This is a genomic window from Aeribacillus pallidus (assembly GCF_050478865.1).
Taxonomy (GTDB): Bacteria; Bacillota; Bacilli; order Bacillales; family JACDOC01; genus JACDOC01.
In genome coordinates this window covers 1-16,465 of sequence record NZ_JBCNBW010000005.1, presented here as the reverse complement: position 1 = coordinate 16,465, position 16,465 = coordinate 1, and the positions used below count along the sequence as shown (strand labels likewise).

Below are 16,465 nucleotides of genomic sequence, written 5' to 3'. Positions count from 1 at the left end.
TTTTTTATAACACCCCCAGACCAAAATAGTTTATTCCGTAACGTATAAGTGAATGCGGCCGCAAAATCTAATGTTGAGGTGGTATAAATCATGAAATCGTTATGGAAAAAATCTTCATTAGCTCTTGTTGTTGCGGGAACATTTGCTTTTTCCAATGTTCTTGTACAAGCAGAAGGAAACGGAACAACTTTAGCGAATGATGGTCAACAAAATGAAAGCTTCGATAATTTTGAAACGATTGACATATCAAAAATGATGGAGGATGCGGCTGACGTAAAAGATCAATTAGAAACTTCGAATCCAGATTTAGTCCCAGGAGATTTCTTCTATTTTGTTAAAATCGCTCTAGAAAAAATTCAACTAGCTCTTACGTTTGATCAAGAGAAGGAAGCAGAATTAATCGCAAAATTTGCTTTTGAACGGCTAGCTGAAGCTGAAAAGTTAATGAGCGAAGGGAATGAAGAAGCGGCATTAGAATCACTCCAAGTTGCGATGGATTTACTTAAAGAGTCTGAAAGCATGGTCAACGAGGAAGATGTAGAAGAAGATGTTGATTCCGAAGCAACAGACGACACCGTTGAAGAAAATGAAGACGAGGCAGAAGATGATACAACTACAATAGATGAGGTTCAAGAGAAAGAAGATTCAGATGATGCATCTTCAGCTGAAGAGGTAGAAGATACATATGATCAAGTGATGCGAAACAACATTATCGCTTTAACCCTTGCAATGGAAAAAGTGAAAAATCCAAAAGCAAAAGAAGCTTTACAAAAAAATATTTTGAAAACATACCAAAAAATGTATAAAAAATATGGGTATATTATTGATATTGATATCGATGTGAAAGAAGTTCAATCTGACGTAAATGAAACACCAACAGCTATTGATAATCCTACTGAAGAACAAACGGTAGCTACTGACACAGTTCAAGAAAAAGTAGAGACTAAGGACGTAACTGAACAAGTAGAAGGAACAACCAACGCAATCGTCTCAACTGAAAAAGAAAAGAAAGCGGAGAAAGAGACTGGAAAAGCAAAAATGAAAGAAGAAGTAAAAGTGAAAGTAAAAGAGAAAAAAGAAGAAGTAATAGAGAAAGTAAATGAAAAGCATCGTGAGAAGGAAAAACGACATGACGAAAAACACGAAAAGCACGAAAAACATAAAAAACATGAAAAGCATGAAATAATGAAAGAAAAGAAACGGGAAAAACATGAAAAGGATGAACATGATGACGACGACCAAAAGGATGAGCGTGAATAATAGAACAACAAATATTTAGCATCAAAAGATAGCCGTAAAAAAATACGGCTATCTTTATTGCCAAACCTTTGTGAATTCATGATACAATGGCATTTGGAAGTGAGGTGAGGCTGATGCTAAGTTTATTGTTGTTCAAAAAGAAAAAGAAAAAGAAAACGCTAGAGGAAATAGCAGTAGAAATTCAAAATGGAAATGATGAATTATTAAATCAATTGCTTTCAGATTACAAACCTTTTGTAAAGAAAGCGGTTTCAAAAGTATGTAAACGATATATTAATGAAAGTGATGATGAGTTTAGCATCGGCCTCATCGCCTTCCATGAGGCCATTCAAAAGTATGAGCATACAAAAGGTGCGTCGCTATTAAGCTTCGCTGAAGTTATTGTGAAACGAAAAGTCATTGACTATTTACGAAAACATGGGAAGCATCAGCCATTACATTTAGAAATAAACGGAAAAGAAGTGCAAGATGAACAAGCTCCTTCGACACTTGTCGATCGATTATCGATCGAAGAATTCGAAAAAAATCGCGAAATTGAAATTCGTAGGGAAGAAATTTTGCGATACCAGCAAGATCTTCTCCGTTTCGGGCTTACTTTTGATGATTTAGTAAAAAATTCACCAAAACATGAAGATGCCCGCATGAATGCGATTCAAGTTGCAAAAACATTAATGGCCCATGAAAATCTGAAAAATTACTTGTTTCAACATCAACGTCTGCCAATTAAAGAATTAGAGCAACTTGTTAGCGTCAGTCGGAAAACGATTGAAAGAAATAGGAAATATATTATCGCAATCGCACTTATTTTATCGGGTGATTATGTGTATTTATTGGAATATATAAAAGGGCGGATGGATGGATGAAAAAGGGAATCATCGTAGATTTAAAAGATCAATACATAGTCGTTTTAACTCCTACAGGGGAGTTTGTTAAAGGAAAGAGAGAATTTGATCATGTTGTTGGGAAGGAAGTTTTGTTTACTCCCTATGAGGAGAAAAAATGGGGATTTTCACTTCCTACTGTACAAATATTGGCACCGATTGTAGCCCTCCTAGTACTCGTGTTTTCAGTAATGGCCTTTTCCTCTTTTTCCAGTCAAAAAGTGTACGCTTATGTAACGATTGACATAAATCCTAGTATTGAACTAGCACTTAATGGCTCATTAGAAGTTGTTGATGTAATCGCATATAACAATGATGGTTCGACGGTATTGAGTCGCATTCATGATTGGAAACATAAAGATGTGTTGGAAGTTTCGAAAAAAATTATTGAAGAAAGCGAAGAACTTGGATTTTTAACGACGAATCAAGAAGTGATTGTTGGATCGGTTATTGTTGCTAAAGACGAAAATGTTTTGCTCGACTTAAATCAAAAATTAGAACAAGTCAAACAAAATGCAACAACACCGATTGAAATTGTCCAAATTACAAAAGAAGAACGTGAAGAAGCGGTGCAAAAAGGGGTAAGCCCTACAACATATGTAGTTGAAAAAAAAGAAACTCAATTACCTACTTCTAATCGTGCTAATTCATTTGTGAAAGAAAAATTAAAAGAACCAAATAAAGAAAAAGGGAAACAAATAGAAATTCAGCAAGAAATTCAACCTACTCTAAAGCATGAAGTAAAGAACAATACACCGAAAAACGACTGGAAGCAAAAAGAAGAGCGTTGGAAAGAAAAAATTGAAAAAAAAGAACAAAAGACAATAAATAGACAAGAGAAAAGAGAACAAAAGAGATTAGAGAGACAAGAGAAAAGAGAGCAGAAGAGATTAGAGAGACAAGAGAAAAGAGAACAAAAGAGACTAGAGAGACAAGAGAAGAGAGAACAGAAGAGGCTACAAAGATTAGATAAAAAAGAGATGAATGAAAAGATAAAGGTAAAAAGCAAGCATGACAAAGTAGAGAATGAAAGCCAAGAAGACAAAAAAGAACAAAAGGAAAACATAGAAACAGCTGACAAGAAGGGAGATTAACCCTTTTGTCAGCTTTATTTTTATTGTTGCGGGTATTGACCGGAAAGTTGCGATTGAGCTTGCTTCACTAATCGTTTCGTAATTTCCCCACCGACTGATCCGTTCGCTCTTGATACGGTATCAGAGCCGAGTTGTACACCAAATTCTTGGGCAATTTCATACTTCACTTGATCTAAATATTGTTCCACACCAGGAACTAATAATTTATTTCGACTTGTCATTAATTGACACTCCTTTACTTGATATAAGAATGATCGTATCACTCTTATTAGTAGTATGGGGAAAAATACGGTTCACATGATTGGTAATTCTTTGTGAAGAAACCAAAACATATCGTTCAAAGCGTTAAAATCCTCATCAATTGGTCAACATAATCGTAATGACGTAAAGGAGAATGAAAGGATATACCAGCGGAATATTTAATTGGCTTGAAATGTTTCAGAATGTCCCTACGTATCCTACTTTAGGAATCAGCTGATTGTGTAATTGAATTGGTAGTCATGGGCTTTTTTGTGGAATTTTATCGCATTATTCTTGATACCAATCATTAAATACATTACCTTGATACATCGCTTTACGTTCGACACGCATGTTTCATAATGATTTTAATTGAGCCCTTTTCAAGTGGGCGTTTTTTCATTAAGATAATGAAATGAATACAATTGAAAGGGAAGTAGAGATGTGGAAAAGTCTCCATTTACGATTTAGACAATTAACACCGGCACAACTTATCGTATCCTATTACTTGTTAGCAATTACTGTATCCATGGGTCTCCTTAGTTTACCGTTTGCCCATAAAGAGAGAGTGGAGTGGACTTTTTTAGACGCATTATTTACAGCAGTTAGTGCTGTAAGCGTCACAGGCTTATCAACCATTTCGGTTGCTGATACGTTTAATACAACAGGTGTATTTATTTTAATGTTTGTCCTGCAATTTGGTGGAGTCGGAATAATGACTCTCGGTACGCTTTTTTGGCTTTTGTTAGGGAAGAGGATAGGCTTTCGTGAACGTCGATTAATTATGACCGATCAAAACCAAATTCGATTATCAGGGCTCGTTCATTTATTACAACAAATTTTTTACATAATTATTTTGATTGAATTGATAGGAGCTCTCATTTTAGGTCTTCATTTCAGGAATTATTTTTCAACATGGAAAGAAGCCTTCTTGCATGGTTTGTTCGCCTCCGTAAGTGCCACGACGAATGCCGGGTTTGATATTACAGGTGCATCGTTAATTCCGTTTGCGAACGATTATTTTGTCCAATTTGTCACGATTATTTTAATTATTTTAGGTTCAATAGGCTTTCCTGTGTTAATTGAAACAAAAGACTTTTTAATGAATCGTCACAAAAATGGCAAATATCATTTTTCACTGTATACAAAGCTAACGACCCTTATTTACTTCGTTTTATTTATACTGGGGACAGTCCTTATTTATTTGTTCGAATATAAGGCATTCTTTGCGGATAAAGTATGGCATGAAGCACTTTTTTATGCGTTGTTTCAATCTGTGACTACGAAAAGCAGTGGCTTAGCAACAGTGGATATGAATCAACTAACCGAGGCGACTCAATTGTTACTGAGTGGATTAATGTTTATTGGGGCATCCCCAAGTTCAGTCGGAGGGGGAATCCGAACAACGACGTTTGCGCTTAATCTGCTATTTTTATTTCACTTTGCAAGAGGCAATCGCCATATTAAAATTTTTAAGCGAGAAATTCATGAGAACGACATCTTAAAATCGTTAGCTGTTACGTTACTAGCTATGATTTTATGTGCCATTTCCGTCATTATTTTATCGATTACCGAGAATCATTCGTTAGTGGCTATCATTTTCGAAGTAACCTCAGCCTTCGGGACAACAGGATTATCAATGGGGATTACTCAAGACCTTTCCACTACAGGTAAGTGGGTAATAATGACTTTGATGTTTATTGGTAGAGTAGGAATATTATCCTTCATGTTCATGATCGGAGGGAAAGAGAAAAAAGTTCATTACCATTATCCAAAAGAAAGAATCATTATTGGATAACATATGAAGCAGTGATTTCCTGTTTCAGGAAGTGACTGCTTTTTCCGTATGAAGAGCCTGTGAATGAAAAAACTATAAATGATTTTATTAGTAAAGGAGTAGAGAATATGACGAAGCGAAAAGCTCAGTTTGACGCAGCTGAAAAACATAATAAAACGCCAAACAAAAATTTACAGGAAACAGAATTTTCTGCTGAATTTGCTCTTGGTGAATCTCCAGCCAAAGGAGCGAATCGCAATTCGAACAAGGGAAGGGCAGGACATGAGGAATAGAAAGTCCTCAACATCAAGTAGAGAAGAATTTGGAATTGAATTTGGGGATATAAATGCAGTAAAACAATATGAACTGTTTCTTCAACAAGAAAAAAGGAAAAATAAACAAGATACGAAAAAAAATGTTGAAAATAAAGAGTAAAAGGTAAAGGGAACCTCCGACTATTGGAAGTTCCCTTTATTTTATAAGGAAAGATAGGTATGTTGACTTGTAAACGCTTCGGCTTGTCCGGTTGATGGGTCATAATAAACAAGCAGGATGGACGGTTCTAGAATGATTTCTTTCGAATTTAAATAGTGGGCTAAGTCAAACGGAATTTCTTCCAAAATCGTATGTTTGTGTAAATCTTTTTCTGTCAGTTCAAATTGAACGAATTTTTCCCCGAGTAGTTCAGGGTGTTCGGCAATTTGTTTATACACTTGTGATCGTTGGTCAGAAGCAGAAGTTTTTTCCCACCAAGGCTTACGAGGCCGGAAGCGTGAGTTAACTAAATAATCGTATTTCATTAAACCTTCGACAATATTTAGCTGGTTAAATTGATTATCAGATAAGAACTGATGTAGACGCTTAAATAAATCTTCCCGTTGATGGCCAATTCGGGCCCAGCCTTGTTCATCCCAATACGTACCAAACTGTTGGAAAAAGTCAAACGGTGTAGCAAAACCTTTTGATACTAAAAATTCGATCGTTTCATCCATCCGATGGTCGTTCCAATACTTTTCAAGAACATCTTCTACTTGCTTAATCCGGATGATGTCTTTAAAACTTAACACATTATTTTTTAATATTTCATACGGGGCGTGGTCCATATATACATAATCGTGTTCGTTCGCACGAATACGTAGGCCTGTCCCGCGAAGCATTTTTAAAAAGCCCAATTGCAGTTCTTCCGGGCGAAGCGCAAACACATCGTTAAAAGTCTTCTTAAACGATTCATAATCTTCTTCAGGAAGACCGGCAATTAAGTCAAGATGTTGAGCAATTTTTCCACCTTCTTTGACCATCGTAACGGTTCGAGCCAGCTTTTCAAAATTTTGTTTGCGCATAACCAGTTCGTTTGTTAAGTCGTTCGTCGATTGAACACCAATTTCAAAGCGGAATAGGCCAGGCGGTGCATGTTCGTTTAAAAACTCGATCACCTCTGGGCGCATAATATCAGCCGTAATCTCAAATTGAAACACGGTTCCTGGGACGTGTTCGTCAATTAAAAATTGAAACATTTCCATTGCATAGCTTCGGCTAATGTTAAAGGTTCGGTCGACAAATTTGATCGTTTTCGCACCGTTTTTCATTAAATAACGTAAGTCTTCTTTAATTTTTTCCCGGTCAAAGTAGCGGACTCCTACTTCGATTGAGGATAAACAAAATTGGCAACGAAACGGGCAACCACGGCTCGTTTCGATGTAGACCACCCGTTTAGATAAATGCGGAATGTCTTCTTTAAATCGAAACGGGGATGGCATTTGCCGTAAGTCGAGTTTATTCGTTTGCGGTTGAATCACCGGTTTTCCCTTTTTCCTGTAGGCGAGACCTGGCACTTGCTCAAAGTTTCTTTCGCCATGAAGTTCATCCAATAATTGTTTAAAAGTAGCTTCCCCTTCGCCAATGACGATAAAATCAACTTCCGGAAGTCTTTCTAACCATTCCGGAACATCGTAAGAAACTTCAGGCCCACCAAGGACGATGATCAAGTTTGGATTCACTTTTTTTAACATTTTAATAACTTTGATTGTCTCTTCGATATTCCAAATATAACAACTAAATCCAATCAAATCGGGAGACTTAGAAAATAAATCGGAAACAACATTCATCGCTGGGTCTTTAATCGTATACTCGGCAATTTCGATCTCGTAATCTGGTTGGGCATATGCTTTCAAATAGCGAATGGCAATGTTCATATGAATATATTTTGCGTTCAGTGTACTAAGCACCACTTTCATACCGACATAATCTCCTTTAGTTCATTCATGCGTTATTCCATCATTTTATTGTATCGAACGGAAAGAAAAAGTACAATGTATGACTTCAGACAAGGATTTTCTTCCAAAAATACAGCAGGAATCTGAAGGTTTTTTACGAATATTGTATGTGAAACGGTTTTTGTACTTCTATTTGCAGTGAATAGGACCAGTAGTTAAAACATTCTTTTCTAGTTCATTCCACTTCCTCGGATGAATTCACTAGATTTCTCTTTCCTATTCCATTCATCTATCCAAATGTGAAAAGTTCCTATGCTGTGTCTAGCAAGTTGAATATATAAATGAGTAGAGTTAGATGAAAACATCATCTCCCATTTATCATTTGTTTCCATTAGTTCTACAAATCATTCCAGTAGTAAACGGAGAATTCGTATGATATGAAAGGAGAGAAAGTTTTGATTAAACATTCTTTCTTCGATAGTATGATGCACAATACAGGAGTTTGTTCTAAAGAACAAGAACTTGCCTTTTTTCAATTAATGATAGATGAAACTTTTGAAGCAATTATATCCACCAATGAAGAATTTTCTATTCAATCCGGAAATCGAACATTTTCTACATTATTCCAATTGGAAGAATCGAATTGGAAAGGAAAAAATTTTTTTCGACTGTTTCAATTTCCGTCTATTGTTTTCAAGCACCAATTTAAAGATTCCCTTAGTTTAAATCATAAAGCTGAGACAGAAGCGCAATATGTAGGCCAAGACGGAACGATTAAATACGTAAAAATTAAAGCGGTGAAGTTTAATCCTTCTATCTATTTATTTTTCATACGCGATATTTCCTTTAATAAACAATTAGAAGAAATCGGGCTATTGAATCGCAATTTGTTTACAGGAATGTTTGAGCAGGCAGCTGACGCGATTCTCATTTTCGATCATCATGGAAAAATTATCGATGCCAATCCGATTTTTTGCCGTATATTTGGAGTCCCAAAAGAAGAACTGATTCACCAAAAATTAGAAAAGTACATTCCACGACCATTTCATCAACGGTTAAATAAAGTTAAACTAGCATTAAAAAAACGTCAAAAATCATGGGGGGAAATTCCTGTTATCCATTCCAAAGGGATGTCCATTTTTGAATATTCGGCAAGTCCGATTGTTGACAACAAGTTTCATATGGCCATTTTACGTGATATTACGGAAAAGCGACAAATTGAATTAACATTGAAGAGAAGTGAGGAATTGTTTAAAGATCTATTTGAAGAAGCCATTGATGCAATTGTGTTTTGGGACCATGATGGGAGCATCATTAAAGCAAATGAATCTGCCTCTCGTATATTTGAAACTCCTTTAGACGAATTAATTGGAAAGAAACTATGGGATTATGTAGAACAGAAAGATGAACAATACGCGGCCATCCAAAAAGAGTTTTACGAAAAGGGAGCTATTCGTGATGAATTGTTGTTTTTAATGCCGAATGGTCAAAGAAAACATTTAGAATTTACATCGAAAATGCATTCCGTTGATGGCTACAATATGACGATTTTTCGTAACGTTAGTGAACGTTATCGAATGGAGCAAGAATTGCGAGAAAGTGAAGCGAGGTTTCGAAAAATATTTGAAGGTTCAAATGATGGAATGATATTATGGGACCAACAGTTCCAAATTGTCGATGTTAACCCTGAAATTTGTCGCATTTTTCAAAAAGAAAAAGAACAACTGATCGGGGAAAATTTGCAAGAATGGTTATCGAAAAGTACGAAGCAAAAGAAAAAATTCGAGCATTACCAAGTGGAGCTAGAAAAAAACGGCCAGGCGGATATGTTATTATCGTTTAAGTTATCCAAAAACGAGACGCGTCATTTAGAGATATCATCGAAAAAAAATGTCATGTTGAATTTAAACTATACGGTTATTCGCGATGTCACCGAAAAACTTGAAATGCAAGAGCAATTAAGAAAATCAGATACGTTAACAGTTGTTGGAGAGCTTGCTGCCGGTATTGCCCACGAAATTCGAAATCCGATGACGGCTTTAAAGGGGTTTATTCAATTACTTCAAAATAAGATGAACGATGATCATTCGATGTATTTTGATGTGATTACTTCAGAATTAAAGCGAATTGAAACGATTATCACAGAATTCTTAATTTTAGCGAAGCCTCAAGCGGTTCAATTTGTTCATGCCGACGTCACGAAAATTATGAAAGATACGATTGATCTATTAAATGCACAAGCAATGATGCACAATGTTCAGTTTTCATATTCTTTTCCAAAAAATTTACCACAAGTCTATAGTGAACCGAATCAATTAAAGCAGGTGTTTATCAATATTATTAAAAATGCGATTGAAGTAATGCCTAAAGGTGGAACGATTACAATTACAATTAACGATGACCAAAACGGTTACTTAAAAGTATCCATTAAAGACGAAGGTGTCGGCATACCAGAAGATAAAATCAAACGATTAGGGGAACCTTTTTATACGACGAAAGATCGAGGGACTGGTCTTGGGTTAATGGTTAGTTATAAAATTATTAAAGAGCATAATGGAAAAGTAGAAGTCGAAAGCGAAGTGGGAAAAGGCACAACGTTCCACATATATTTACCGTATTCAGGAACAATGTAAGGAGTTTTTCGTATGAGCCGATATTATGCAACAATGACAAGTCCGATTGGGGAATTATACATCTTTGTCAACGACCATCAAGTAACTGATATTACTTTTGGTAAAGAGAAGGAACTGTTGGAAGAGGCGATATATGAACCGTCCCATTCAATCATTCAGGAAGCCATTTGTCAATTAGATTTATACTTTCAAGGAAAACTTGTACAGTTCCAGCTCCCCATACATTTCGAAGGGACCCCTTTTCAACAAAAAGTGTGGGAAGCGTTACAAGCGATTCCTTATGGAGAAACACGAAGTTACAAGGACATTGCCAAGATGATTGGAAATGAAAAAGCTGTCCGAGCCGTCGGCCAAGCAAATCGAAAAAATCGGTTGCCGATTATCGTTCCATGTCACCGAGTTATTGGAAAAAATGGTGCTTTAACCGGTTACGCCGGAAAAGAAGTGGAGAAAAAACGAATATTGTTACAGTTGGAAGGGGCTTTAAAGTAAGCCTCTTTCTTTTTATTTCTTGAACATTTCTGAAAAATATTTACAATTAAAATAATTTTTATTATCATCTAATTAGATATTTGTCAAATTAGATATATATCGAAATAGGAGGGGTGTTATGCAGCTAGGTAAATCTATTGCTTTTTTTAAAGCAATCGGGGACGCGACACGCATTCGAATTGTTACATTGTTGGCCAATGGTCCGCTACATGGTCAGGCGATTGCCGGTAAATTAGGTTTAACGGCACCAACAATTACGCATCATCTGCAAAAGCTCAAAGAAGTGAATTTAGTATTCCAACGAAGAGATAAAAACACGATTTATTACCATTTAAACCGTTCCGTCCTGTCGCACCACGGAATGGCGCTCCTCCAGTTAGCCAAACAAAAGGAGGAAAGAGATATGACGTCACTTGAATTGGAAAAGCAAAAAGTTATTCAAAATTTCTTTACACCAGAAGGGAAATTAAAGGCTATTCCAGCGCAGCGAAAGAAGAAATTAATCGTGTTTGAACACATCATTCGAGGACTAGAAATAGGAAGAAAGTACGAGGAAAAAGAAATTAATGAGTATATTAAGAGGTTTCATGAAGACTATGCGACCATTCGTCGTGAGTTCATCATTAATCATTACATGTATCGGGAAAATGGTATTTATGAATTGAATCCAAAAGAAATGTGGGCAACACTTGAATAAGTGAAGAAGGCTGACTTTCAAATAGAAACGTCAGCCGATCTTATAATTAATAAAATTCCGGACGCCGGTCTTGGAATACCGGAATTTTTTGACGAATGCGTTCTACATCATCTAGTTCAATCGTTCCATAGATGCATTGTTCTATTTCGCTTGCTTCAACAATCACTTCTCCCCACGGATTGACGATCATGGAATGGCCAGCAAACGTATTAGCAGAATCATTGCCTGCCCGGTTGCAAGCAATCACAAAACATTGGTTTTCAATCGCTCGTGCTTGAAGTAAGGTACGCCAATGGTCCAGTCGTGGTAAAGGCCACTCTGCTACGACAAAGATTGCTTTTGCTCCAAGTAATACATGTTTTCGAATCCATTCAGGAAAGCGAATGTCATAACAAATGACCCCAGCAAATGTCTCCCCATCTAAAGAAAACAGACCGTCTGTATCTCCACTCGTTAAAAATTTATGTTCGTCCATCAGTTGAAAGAGATGTAGTTTACTATAATGCTTCACTTCTTCCCCATCTCGATTGACGACAAGCAGCGTGTTTGAAATCGTTTCCCCTTTTTTAAAAGGAATCGAACCTGCAATGATATGAATACCATATATTTTTGCTAACTGTTGAATCATTTGCCGGACATCGGCACCTTCTTCTTGAACAATATTTCGCAATCTCGAAAGATCGTAACCTGTTGTCCAAAGTTCTGGTAAAACCAATATATCACAGCCTTGTTCGACGATTACAGGGAGACTTTCTTGTAATTTTTTTATATTTTCTTCTGGTTTTCCCAATTGGATATCCATTTGGAATAAAGCAAGTCGATAGTTCACTTTCTGTCCTCCTCATATTTTCTTCAAGTATGTTTAAAAAGTATAAAAATAATAAATTTTTGCTCTTTACATTTCTTAACAATCGTTATATCATGTTTCACTAGAAATGAAAAGCAAAAGAGTTACCTTGATTAAAATAGCGAATGGAATGTGAAGAAGGTGGAAAATTTGACTATTTATGAACCATCACAAATAATCCAACAATTACCGAAGCAATTTTTCGCTAATTTAGTGAAACAAGTAAGCGCAAAGGTTGCCCAAGGGCATGATGTCATAAATTTAGGCCAAGGGAATCCTGATTTACCAACTCCAGCGCATATCGTCGAAAAAATGCAAGAAGCGGTTCAAAATCCATTGAATCATAAATATGCACCTTTTCGAGGATTTGATTATTTGAAAGAAGCAGTGGCGACCTTTTACAAACAAGAATATGGGGTAAAGATCGATCCGAAACATGAGGTGGCTGTTCTTTTTGGAGGGAAAGCTGGACTCGTTCAATTACCTATTTGTCTATTAAACCCTGGCGATATTGCCCTTCTTCCGGACCCCGGGTATCCAGACTATTTATCTGGACTAGCGATGGCCAGAGCATCTTACGAGTTGATGCCTCTTCGGGAAGAGTCTCAATTTCTACCGGAATTTGATTTTATAAATCCTCATGTACTTGAAAAAGCAAAACTCATGTTTTTAAACTATCCGAACAATCCAACAGGGGCGACCGCTGATCTCAGCTTTTTTGAAGAAACGGTACGCTTAGCGGAAAAGCATCGAATTTGTGTTGTGCACGACTTCGCATATGGAGCGATCGGCTTTGATGGACAAAAGCCGATTAGCTTTTTACAGGCAGAAGGGGCGAAAGAAGTTGGCATTGAAATTTATACATTGTCAAAAACATACAATATGGCTGGCTGGCGGGTCGCTTTTGCAATTGGCAATCGCTCCGTCATTCAAGCTCTTGAGCAATATCAAGACCATATGTATGTGAGTCTTTTCGGTGCGATTCAAGAAGCTGCCGCCCACGCGCTTCTTTCCTCCCAACAGGCGGTGAGAGACCTGGTACAAACGTACGAAAAACGGAGAAATACGTTGATTGAAGCTGCTCATCAAATTGGCTGGAATGTAACTCAACCGAAAGGCACTTTTTTTGCCTGGCTGAATGTGCCGAATGGCTATACTTCTATGGAGTTTTTCCAATTGTTATTAGAAAAAGCTCATGTCGCTGTGGCTCCGGGAGTTGGATTTGGACAATATGGGGAAGGGTACGTGCGTGTAGGACTGTTAGCAGAAGAAAAACGACTAGTGGAAGCCATTGAACGAATGGATGCACTCCGTTTATTTAAATCGTAGCAATTAAGATAATTGGTGAAAAAAATATTGACAATTTTTCTAGGAGATGGCATAATTCGAATTAATTTAAATTATATGAAAATTGAATACGTAAGAATTTCTTATCAAGAGTAGGTGGAGGGACGAGCCCGATGAAACCCGGCAACCGACCGTAATACCATCGCGAGGTGGGGCGCTTAAGGCGCCGGATGTAACATCCGCAAGGCACGGTGCTAATTCTTGCAGCGTTATGCTGAGAGATAAGAAGATGGTGGATAGAAACGCAACCTCTTCTTATCGAAGAGGTTTTTTTATTTGATTTGAAAAAGGAGGAGCAAGATGTCCTATCTTATTGCTACTTACAAAATGAGGGGAAAGCCCGGTTCGTTTTTGAAAAAGGCCGAACAGATTGCACTTGGTATGACAGTTGGTTCTTGGACGAATTTACCTTTGCTTGAAAAAGAACAACTGAAAAAGCACAAAGGTGAAGTTCTTTCAGTGGAAGAAGTTGGACTTGAGAAAGGAGAGACAGAAAAAGTAACTGGTTATGTCCGAATTGGGTATCCTATCGTTAATATTACGACCGATTTTCCTTCCATCTTAACGACTGTGTTTGGGAAGCTTTCATTAGACGGAGAAATCAAATTAGTGGATGTATCGTTTCCGGATGAATTATTTCCGTCATTCCCAGGCCCGCGTTTTGGAATCAAGAAAATTCGAGAAGGGTTACAAGTATTGGATCGACCACTTGTGATGAGCATTTTTAAAGGGGTGATTGGCCGCGACTTACCATACCTGTTGTCGCAACTAAAAGAACAAGCGCTTGGTGGTGTGGACTTAGTAAAAGATGATGAAATTTTGTTCCAAAATGACCTTACGCCTTTTGAACAGCGGATTGTTGAAGGGAAGAAGGTGCTAAATCATGTGTATGAAGAAACAGGACATCGAACGTGGTATGCGGTTCATCTTTCTGGTCGGACAAAAGACATCATTGACCGGGCGAGACGTGCATCTGAATTAGGGGCAGATGTGTTGTTATTCAATGTATTTACGTATGGGTTGGATATTTTACAGCAGCTAACTGAAGACGATGAAGTGAACGTCCCAATTATGGCACATCCTGCTTTTAGCGGAGCATTGACTTCTTCCCTCATTTATGGTTTGTCCCATTCTCTTTTACTTGGAAAGTTGTTGCGCTATGCCGGAGCAGATTTTTCCCTCTTTCCATCTCCATATGGTTCGGTTGCGCTCAAAAAAGAGGAAGCGCTCCACATTAGAGATGAATTAGTGAAAAATCACGTGTATAAACGTACATTCCCGGTCCCATCGGCAGGGATTCATCCCGGTTTGGTACCTGCTCTAATCCATGATTTTGGGTATGATCAAGTCATTAATGCAGGTGGTGGCATCCATGGTCATCCACAAGGAGCACAAGGAGGTGGAAGGGCGTTTCGACAAGCGATAGAGGCTGTTTTGCAAAATAAGCCGTTACAGGAAGCAGCAAATGAGCATCCAGAATTGCAAGAAGCGTTATCCCTTTGGGGGACAGTGGAGGTGACATCATCATGAGTTCTATAGCTATATTCTGTGATTTTGATGGAACGATTACTGAACAGGACAACATAATCTCCCTCATGGAACAATTTGCCCCTTCTTCTTGGGAATCGTTAAAAAACGCGGTGCTATCCGAACAAATGTCCATACAAGAAGGAGTTGGAAAAATGTTTTCCCTTCTTCCTACGTCACTAAAAGAGGACATTGTTCAATATTTGTTAGAAAAAGCTACGATTCGTGAAGGGTTTGCTGAATTTGTTCACTTTACCAACAAACGTAATATTCCCTTCTATGTTGTAAGCGGAGGTATCGACTTTTTCGTGAATCCGTTACTGTCCCCTTATAAAGGGATTACCAACATTTATTGCAATCGAGGAAATTTTACTGGAGATACGATTCGAATTGAGTGGCCGTATCCATGTGATGACGATTGTTTAGGTGGGTGCGGTTGTTGTAAACCGTCCCTTATTCGTTCCATTAGTCAAAATTCAACCTACAGAGTAGTTATTGGCGATTCCATCACCGATTGGAAAGCTGCCCAATTAGCCGATTTTGTTTTAGCGAGAGGATTATTGTTAGAAAAATGTAGAGAGCATGAGCTTCCTCATGCCCCGTTTGAAAATTTCTTTGATTGTATTTATGTTATTGAACAGTTGTTGGAGGTGAACATATGACCATCTTTCAAGAAAAATGGAACGAGTTAGCTGATATCAAAGATGAATTAGCGGAACGGGATTGGTTTATGGGGACAAGTGGAAATTTGTCTATCAAAGTGACGGATGACCCTCTCTTATTTTATGTAACAGCAAGCGGTAAAGATAAGCGCAAGCGGACCGATGAAGACTTTTTACTCGTCAATGAATTTGGAAAAGCGGTCGAAAAAACGCATTTACGTCCATCAGCAGAAACGTTGATTCATTGCGAGATTTATCGGAAAACAAATGCTGGATGCAGTTTGCACGTGCACACCATCGCTAACAATGTGATTTCCGAATTATACGGAAATCAAGGTCATATTTCTTTTAGTGGCCAAGAATTAATTAAAGCGTTTGACATGTGGGAAGAAGACGCCGTGTTAACCATTCCGATTATTTATAATTATGCCGATCTAAAAAGGCTTGCGAAAGAATTTAGTCAACACGTATCAGCAGATAAAGGGGCGGTGTTAATTCGTAATCACGGGATTACCACTTGGGGCAAAAATGGGTTTGAAGCAAAAAAAATATTAGAAGCTTGCGAGTTTTTGTTTCAATATCAATTAGCGTTACACCAAGTTCGCTCGAACGTTTCTTTTGCTTCTTCTAAATTAGCTCTTTAATTTAATTTTAAGGCTCTACCCTAAAATAACTGTGGATAACTTTTGCTGTTATTTTATTCATCGATGTGCCAATGGCAATTGGCATGAATGTCTGTTAAATGATACTGTTGATATTTATCCATTTCGCTTGTGGCGGACGTTTTCCGCGGGCAAG

At 37.5% G+C, this 16,465-nt stretch carries 16 protein-coding genes and 1 riboswitch; of the genes, 13 read left to right on the top strand and 3 right to left on the bottom strand.

The features are described 5' to 3' along the window. Positions 1–90: 90 nt before the first annotated feature. The 3 genes from ABES52_RS01435 (at position 91) to ABES52_RS01425 (ending at position 3,235) form a co-directional block, all read left to right on the top strand. Positions 91–1,260, top strand: coding sequence for a DUF5667 domain-containing protein (locus ABES52_RS01435; protein WP_429648197.1), 1,170 nt, complete (start codon positions 91–93; stop codon positions 1,258–1,260). Positions 1,261–1,373: 113 nt separating this feature from the next. Beyond that, the gene (gene sigI / locus ABES52_RS01430; RefSeq protein ID WP_429648195.1) at positions 1,374–2,123 is read left to right on the top strand and encodes an RNA polymerase sigma factor SigI; all 750 of its coding nucleotides are present in this window, start codon (positions 1,374–1,376) and stop codon (positions 2,121–2,123) included. Further along, on the top strand, positions 2,120–3,235 hold the full coding sequence (locus tag ABES52_RS01425) for an anti-sigma factor domain-containing protein (protein WP_429648193.1): 1,116 nt from the start codon (positions 2,120–2,122) through the stop codon (positions 3,233–3,235). Before sigI ends, ABES52_RS01425 begins: the two co-directional genes overlap by 4 nt. 20 nt (positions 3,236–3,255) lie before the next feature. Here ABES52_RS01425 and ABES52_RS01420 read toward each other — a convergent pair whose 3' ends face one another. Then, positions 3,256–3,456 carry an alpha/beta-type small acid-soluble spore protein gene (locus ABES52_RS01420; RefSeq protein ID WP_429648191.1) on the bottom strand — a complete coding sequence of 67 codons (201 nt, stop codon included), beginning with the start codon at positions 3,454–3,456 and terminating at the stop codon, positions 3,256–3,258. A 458-nt stretch (positions 3,457–3,914) separates the two neighbouring features. Between ABES52_RS01420 and ABES52_RS01415 the strand changes: the two genes are divergently transcribed. The 3 genes from ABES52_RS01415 to ABES52_RS01405 all read left to right on the top strand — a co-directional run bounded on the left by ABES52_RS01415 (position 3,915) and on the right by ABES52_RS01405 (position 5,684). Further along, a complete protein-coding gene (locus ABES52_RS01415; protein WP_429648189.1) occupies positions 3,915–5,270 on the top strand; it encodes a TrkH family potassium uptake protein in 1,356 nt (451 codons plus the stop codon). 107 nt (positions 5,271–5,377) lie between these two features. Beyond that, the gene (locus ABES52_RS01410) at positions 5,378–5,542 is read left to right on the top strand and encodes a protein YkzP (protein ID WP_429648187.1); all 165 of its coding nucleotides are present in this window, start codon (positions 5,378–5,380) and stop codon (positions 5,540–5,542) included. Next, positions 5,532–5,684: a protein YkzE gene (locus ABES52_RS01405; protein WP_429648185.1), complete on the top strand. Its 153-nt coding sequence runs from the start codon at positions 5,532–5,534 to the stop codon at positions 5,682–5,684. The genes ABES52_RS01410 and ABES52_RS01405 overlap by 11 nt, the downstream gene beginning before the upstream one ends. 41 nt (positions 5,685–5,725) lie before the next feature. Here ABES52_RS01405 and ABES52_RS01400 read toward each other — a convergent pair whose 3' ends face one another. Then, positions 5,726–7,483: a B12-binding domain-containing radical SAM protein gene (locus ABES52_RS01400; RefSeq protein WP_429648183.1), complete on the bottom strand. Its 1,758-nt coding sequence runs from the start codon at positions 7,481–7,483 to the stop codon at positions 5,726–5,728. A 434-nt stretch (positions 7,484–7,917) separates the two neighbouring features. On the opposite strand from ABES52_RS01400, the gene ABES52_RS01395 reads away from it, so the two are divergent. The 3 genes from ABES52_RS01395 (at position 7,918) to ABES52_RS01385 (ending at position 11,284) form a co-directional block, all read left to right on the top strand. Continuing rightward, positions 7,918–10,095, top strand: coding sequence for a PAS domain-containing sensor histidine kinase (locus tag ABES52_RS01395; RefSeq protein ID WP_429648181.1), 2,178 nt, complete (start codon positions 7,918–7,920; stop codon positions 10,093–10,095). A 12-nt stretch (positions 10,096–10,107) separates the two neighbouring features. Continuing rightward, positions 10,108–10,587 (top strand): methylated-DNA--[protein]-cysteine S-methyltransferase, encoded by a 480-nt coding sequence (locus tag ABES52_RS01390; protein ID WP_429648179.1) that lies wholly within the window; start codon positions 10,108–10,110, stop codon positions 10,585–10,587. A 118-nt stretch (positions 10,588–10,705) separates the two neighbouring features. Further along, a complete protein-coding gene (locus ABES52_RS01385; protein WP_429648177.1) occupies positions 10,706–11,284 on the top strand; it encodes a DUF2087 domain-containing protein in 579 nt (192 codons plus the stop codon). A 46-nt stretch (positions 11,285–11,330) separates the two neighbouring features. On the opposite strand, the gene ABES52_RS01380 is transcribed toward ABES52_RS01385, so the two are convergent. Next, positions 11,331–12,113 carry a carbon-nitrogen family hydrolase gene (locus ABES52_RS01380; protein WP_429648175.1) on the bottom strand — a complete coding sequence of 261 codons (783 nt, stop codon included), beginning with the start codon at positions 12,111–12,113 and terminating at the stop codon, positions 11,331–11,333. Positions 12,114–12,272: 159 nt separating this feature from the next. On the opposite strand from ABES52_RS01380, the gene ABES52_RS01375 reads away from it, so the two are divergent. The 4 genes from ABES52_RS01375 (at position 12,273) to ABES52_RS01360 (ending at position 16,311) form a co-directional block, all read left to right on the top strand. Further along, complete coding sequence (locus ABES52_RS01375) at positions 12,273–13,460, top strand: pyridoxal phosphate-dependent aminotransferase (protein WP_429648173.1); 1,188 nt, start codon at positions 12,273–12,275, stop codon at positions 13,458–13,460. A 98-nt stretch (positions 13,461–13,558) separates the two neighbouring features. Next, positions 13,559–13,706: riboswitch (SAM riboswitch) on the top strand. Positions 13,707–13,778: 72 nt separating this feature from the next. Further along, positions 13,779–15,008 carry a 2,3-diketo-5-methylthiopentyl-1-phosphate enolase gene (locus tag ABES52_RS01370; RefSeq protein WP_429648171.1) on the top strand — a complete coding sequence of 410 codons (1,230 nt, stop codon included), beginning with the start codon at positions 13,779–13,781 and terminating at the stop codon, positions 15,006–15,008. After that, on the top strand, positions 15,005–15,667 hold the full coding sequence (locus tag ABES52_RS01365; protein ID WP_429648169.1) for a 2-hydroxy-3-keto-5-methylthiopentenyl-1-phosphate phosphatase: 663 nt from the start codon (positions 15,005–15,007) through the stop codon (positions 15,665–15,667). Before ABES52_RS01370 ends, ABES52_RS01365 begins: the two co-directional genes overlap by 4 nt. After that, positions 15,664–16,311 carry a methylthioribulose 1-phosphate dehydratase gene (locus tag ABES52_RS01360; RefSeq protein ID WP_429648167.1) on the top strand — a complete coding sequence of 216 codons (648 nt, stop codon included), beginning with the start codon at positions 15,664–15,666 and terminating at the stop codon, positions 16,309–16,311. The genes ABES52_RS01365 and ABES52_RS01360 overlap by 4 nt, the downstream gene beginning before the upstream one ends. The last annotated feature ends 154 nt before the right edge of the window (positions 16,312–16,465 follow it).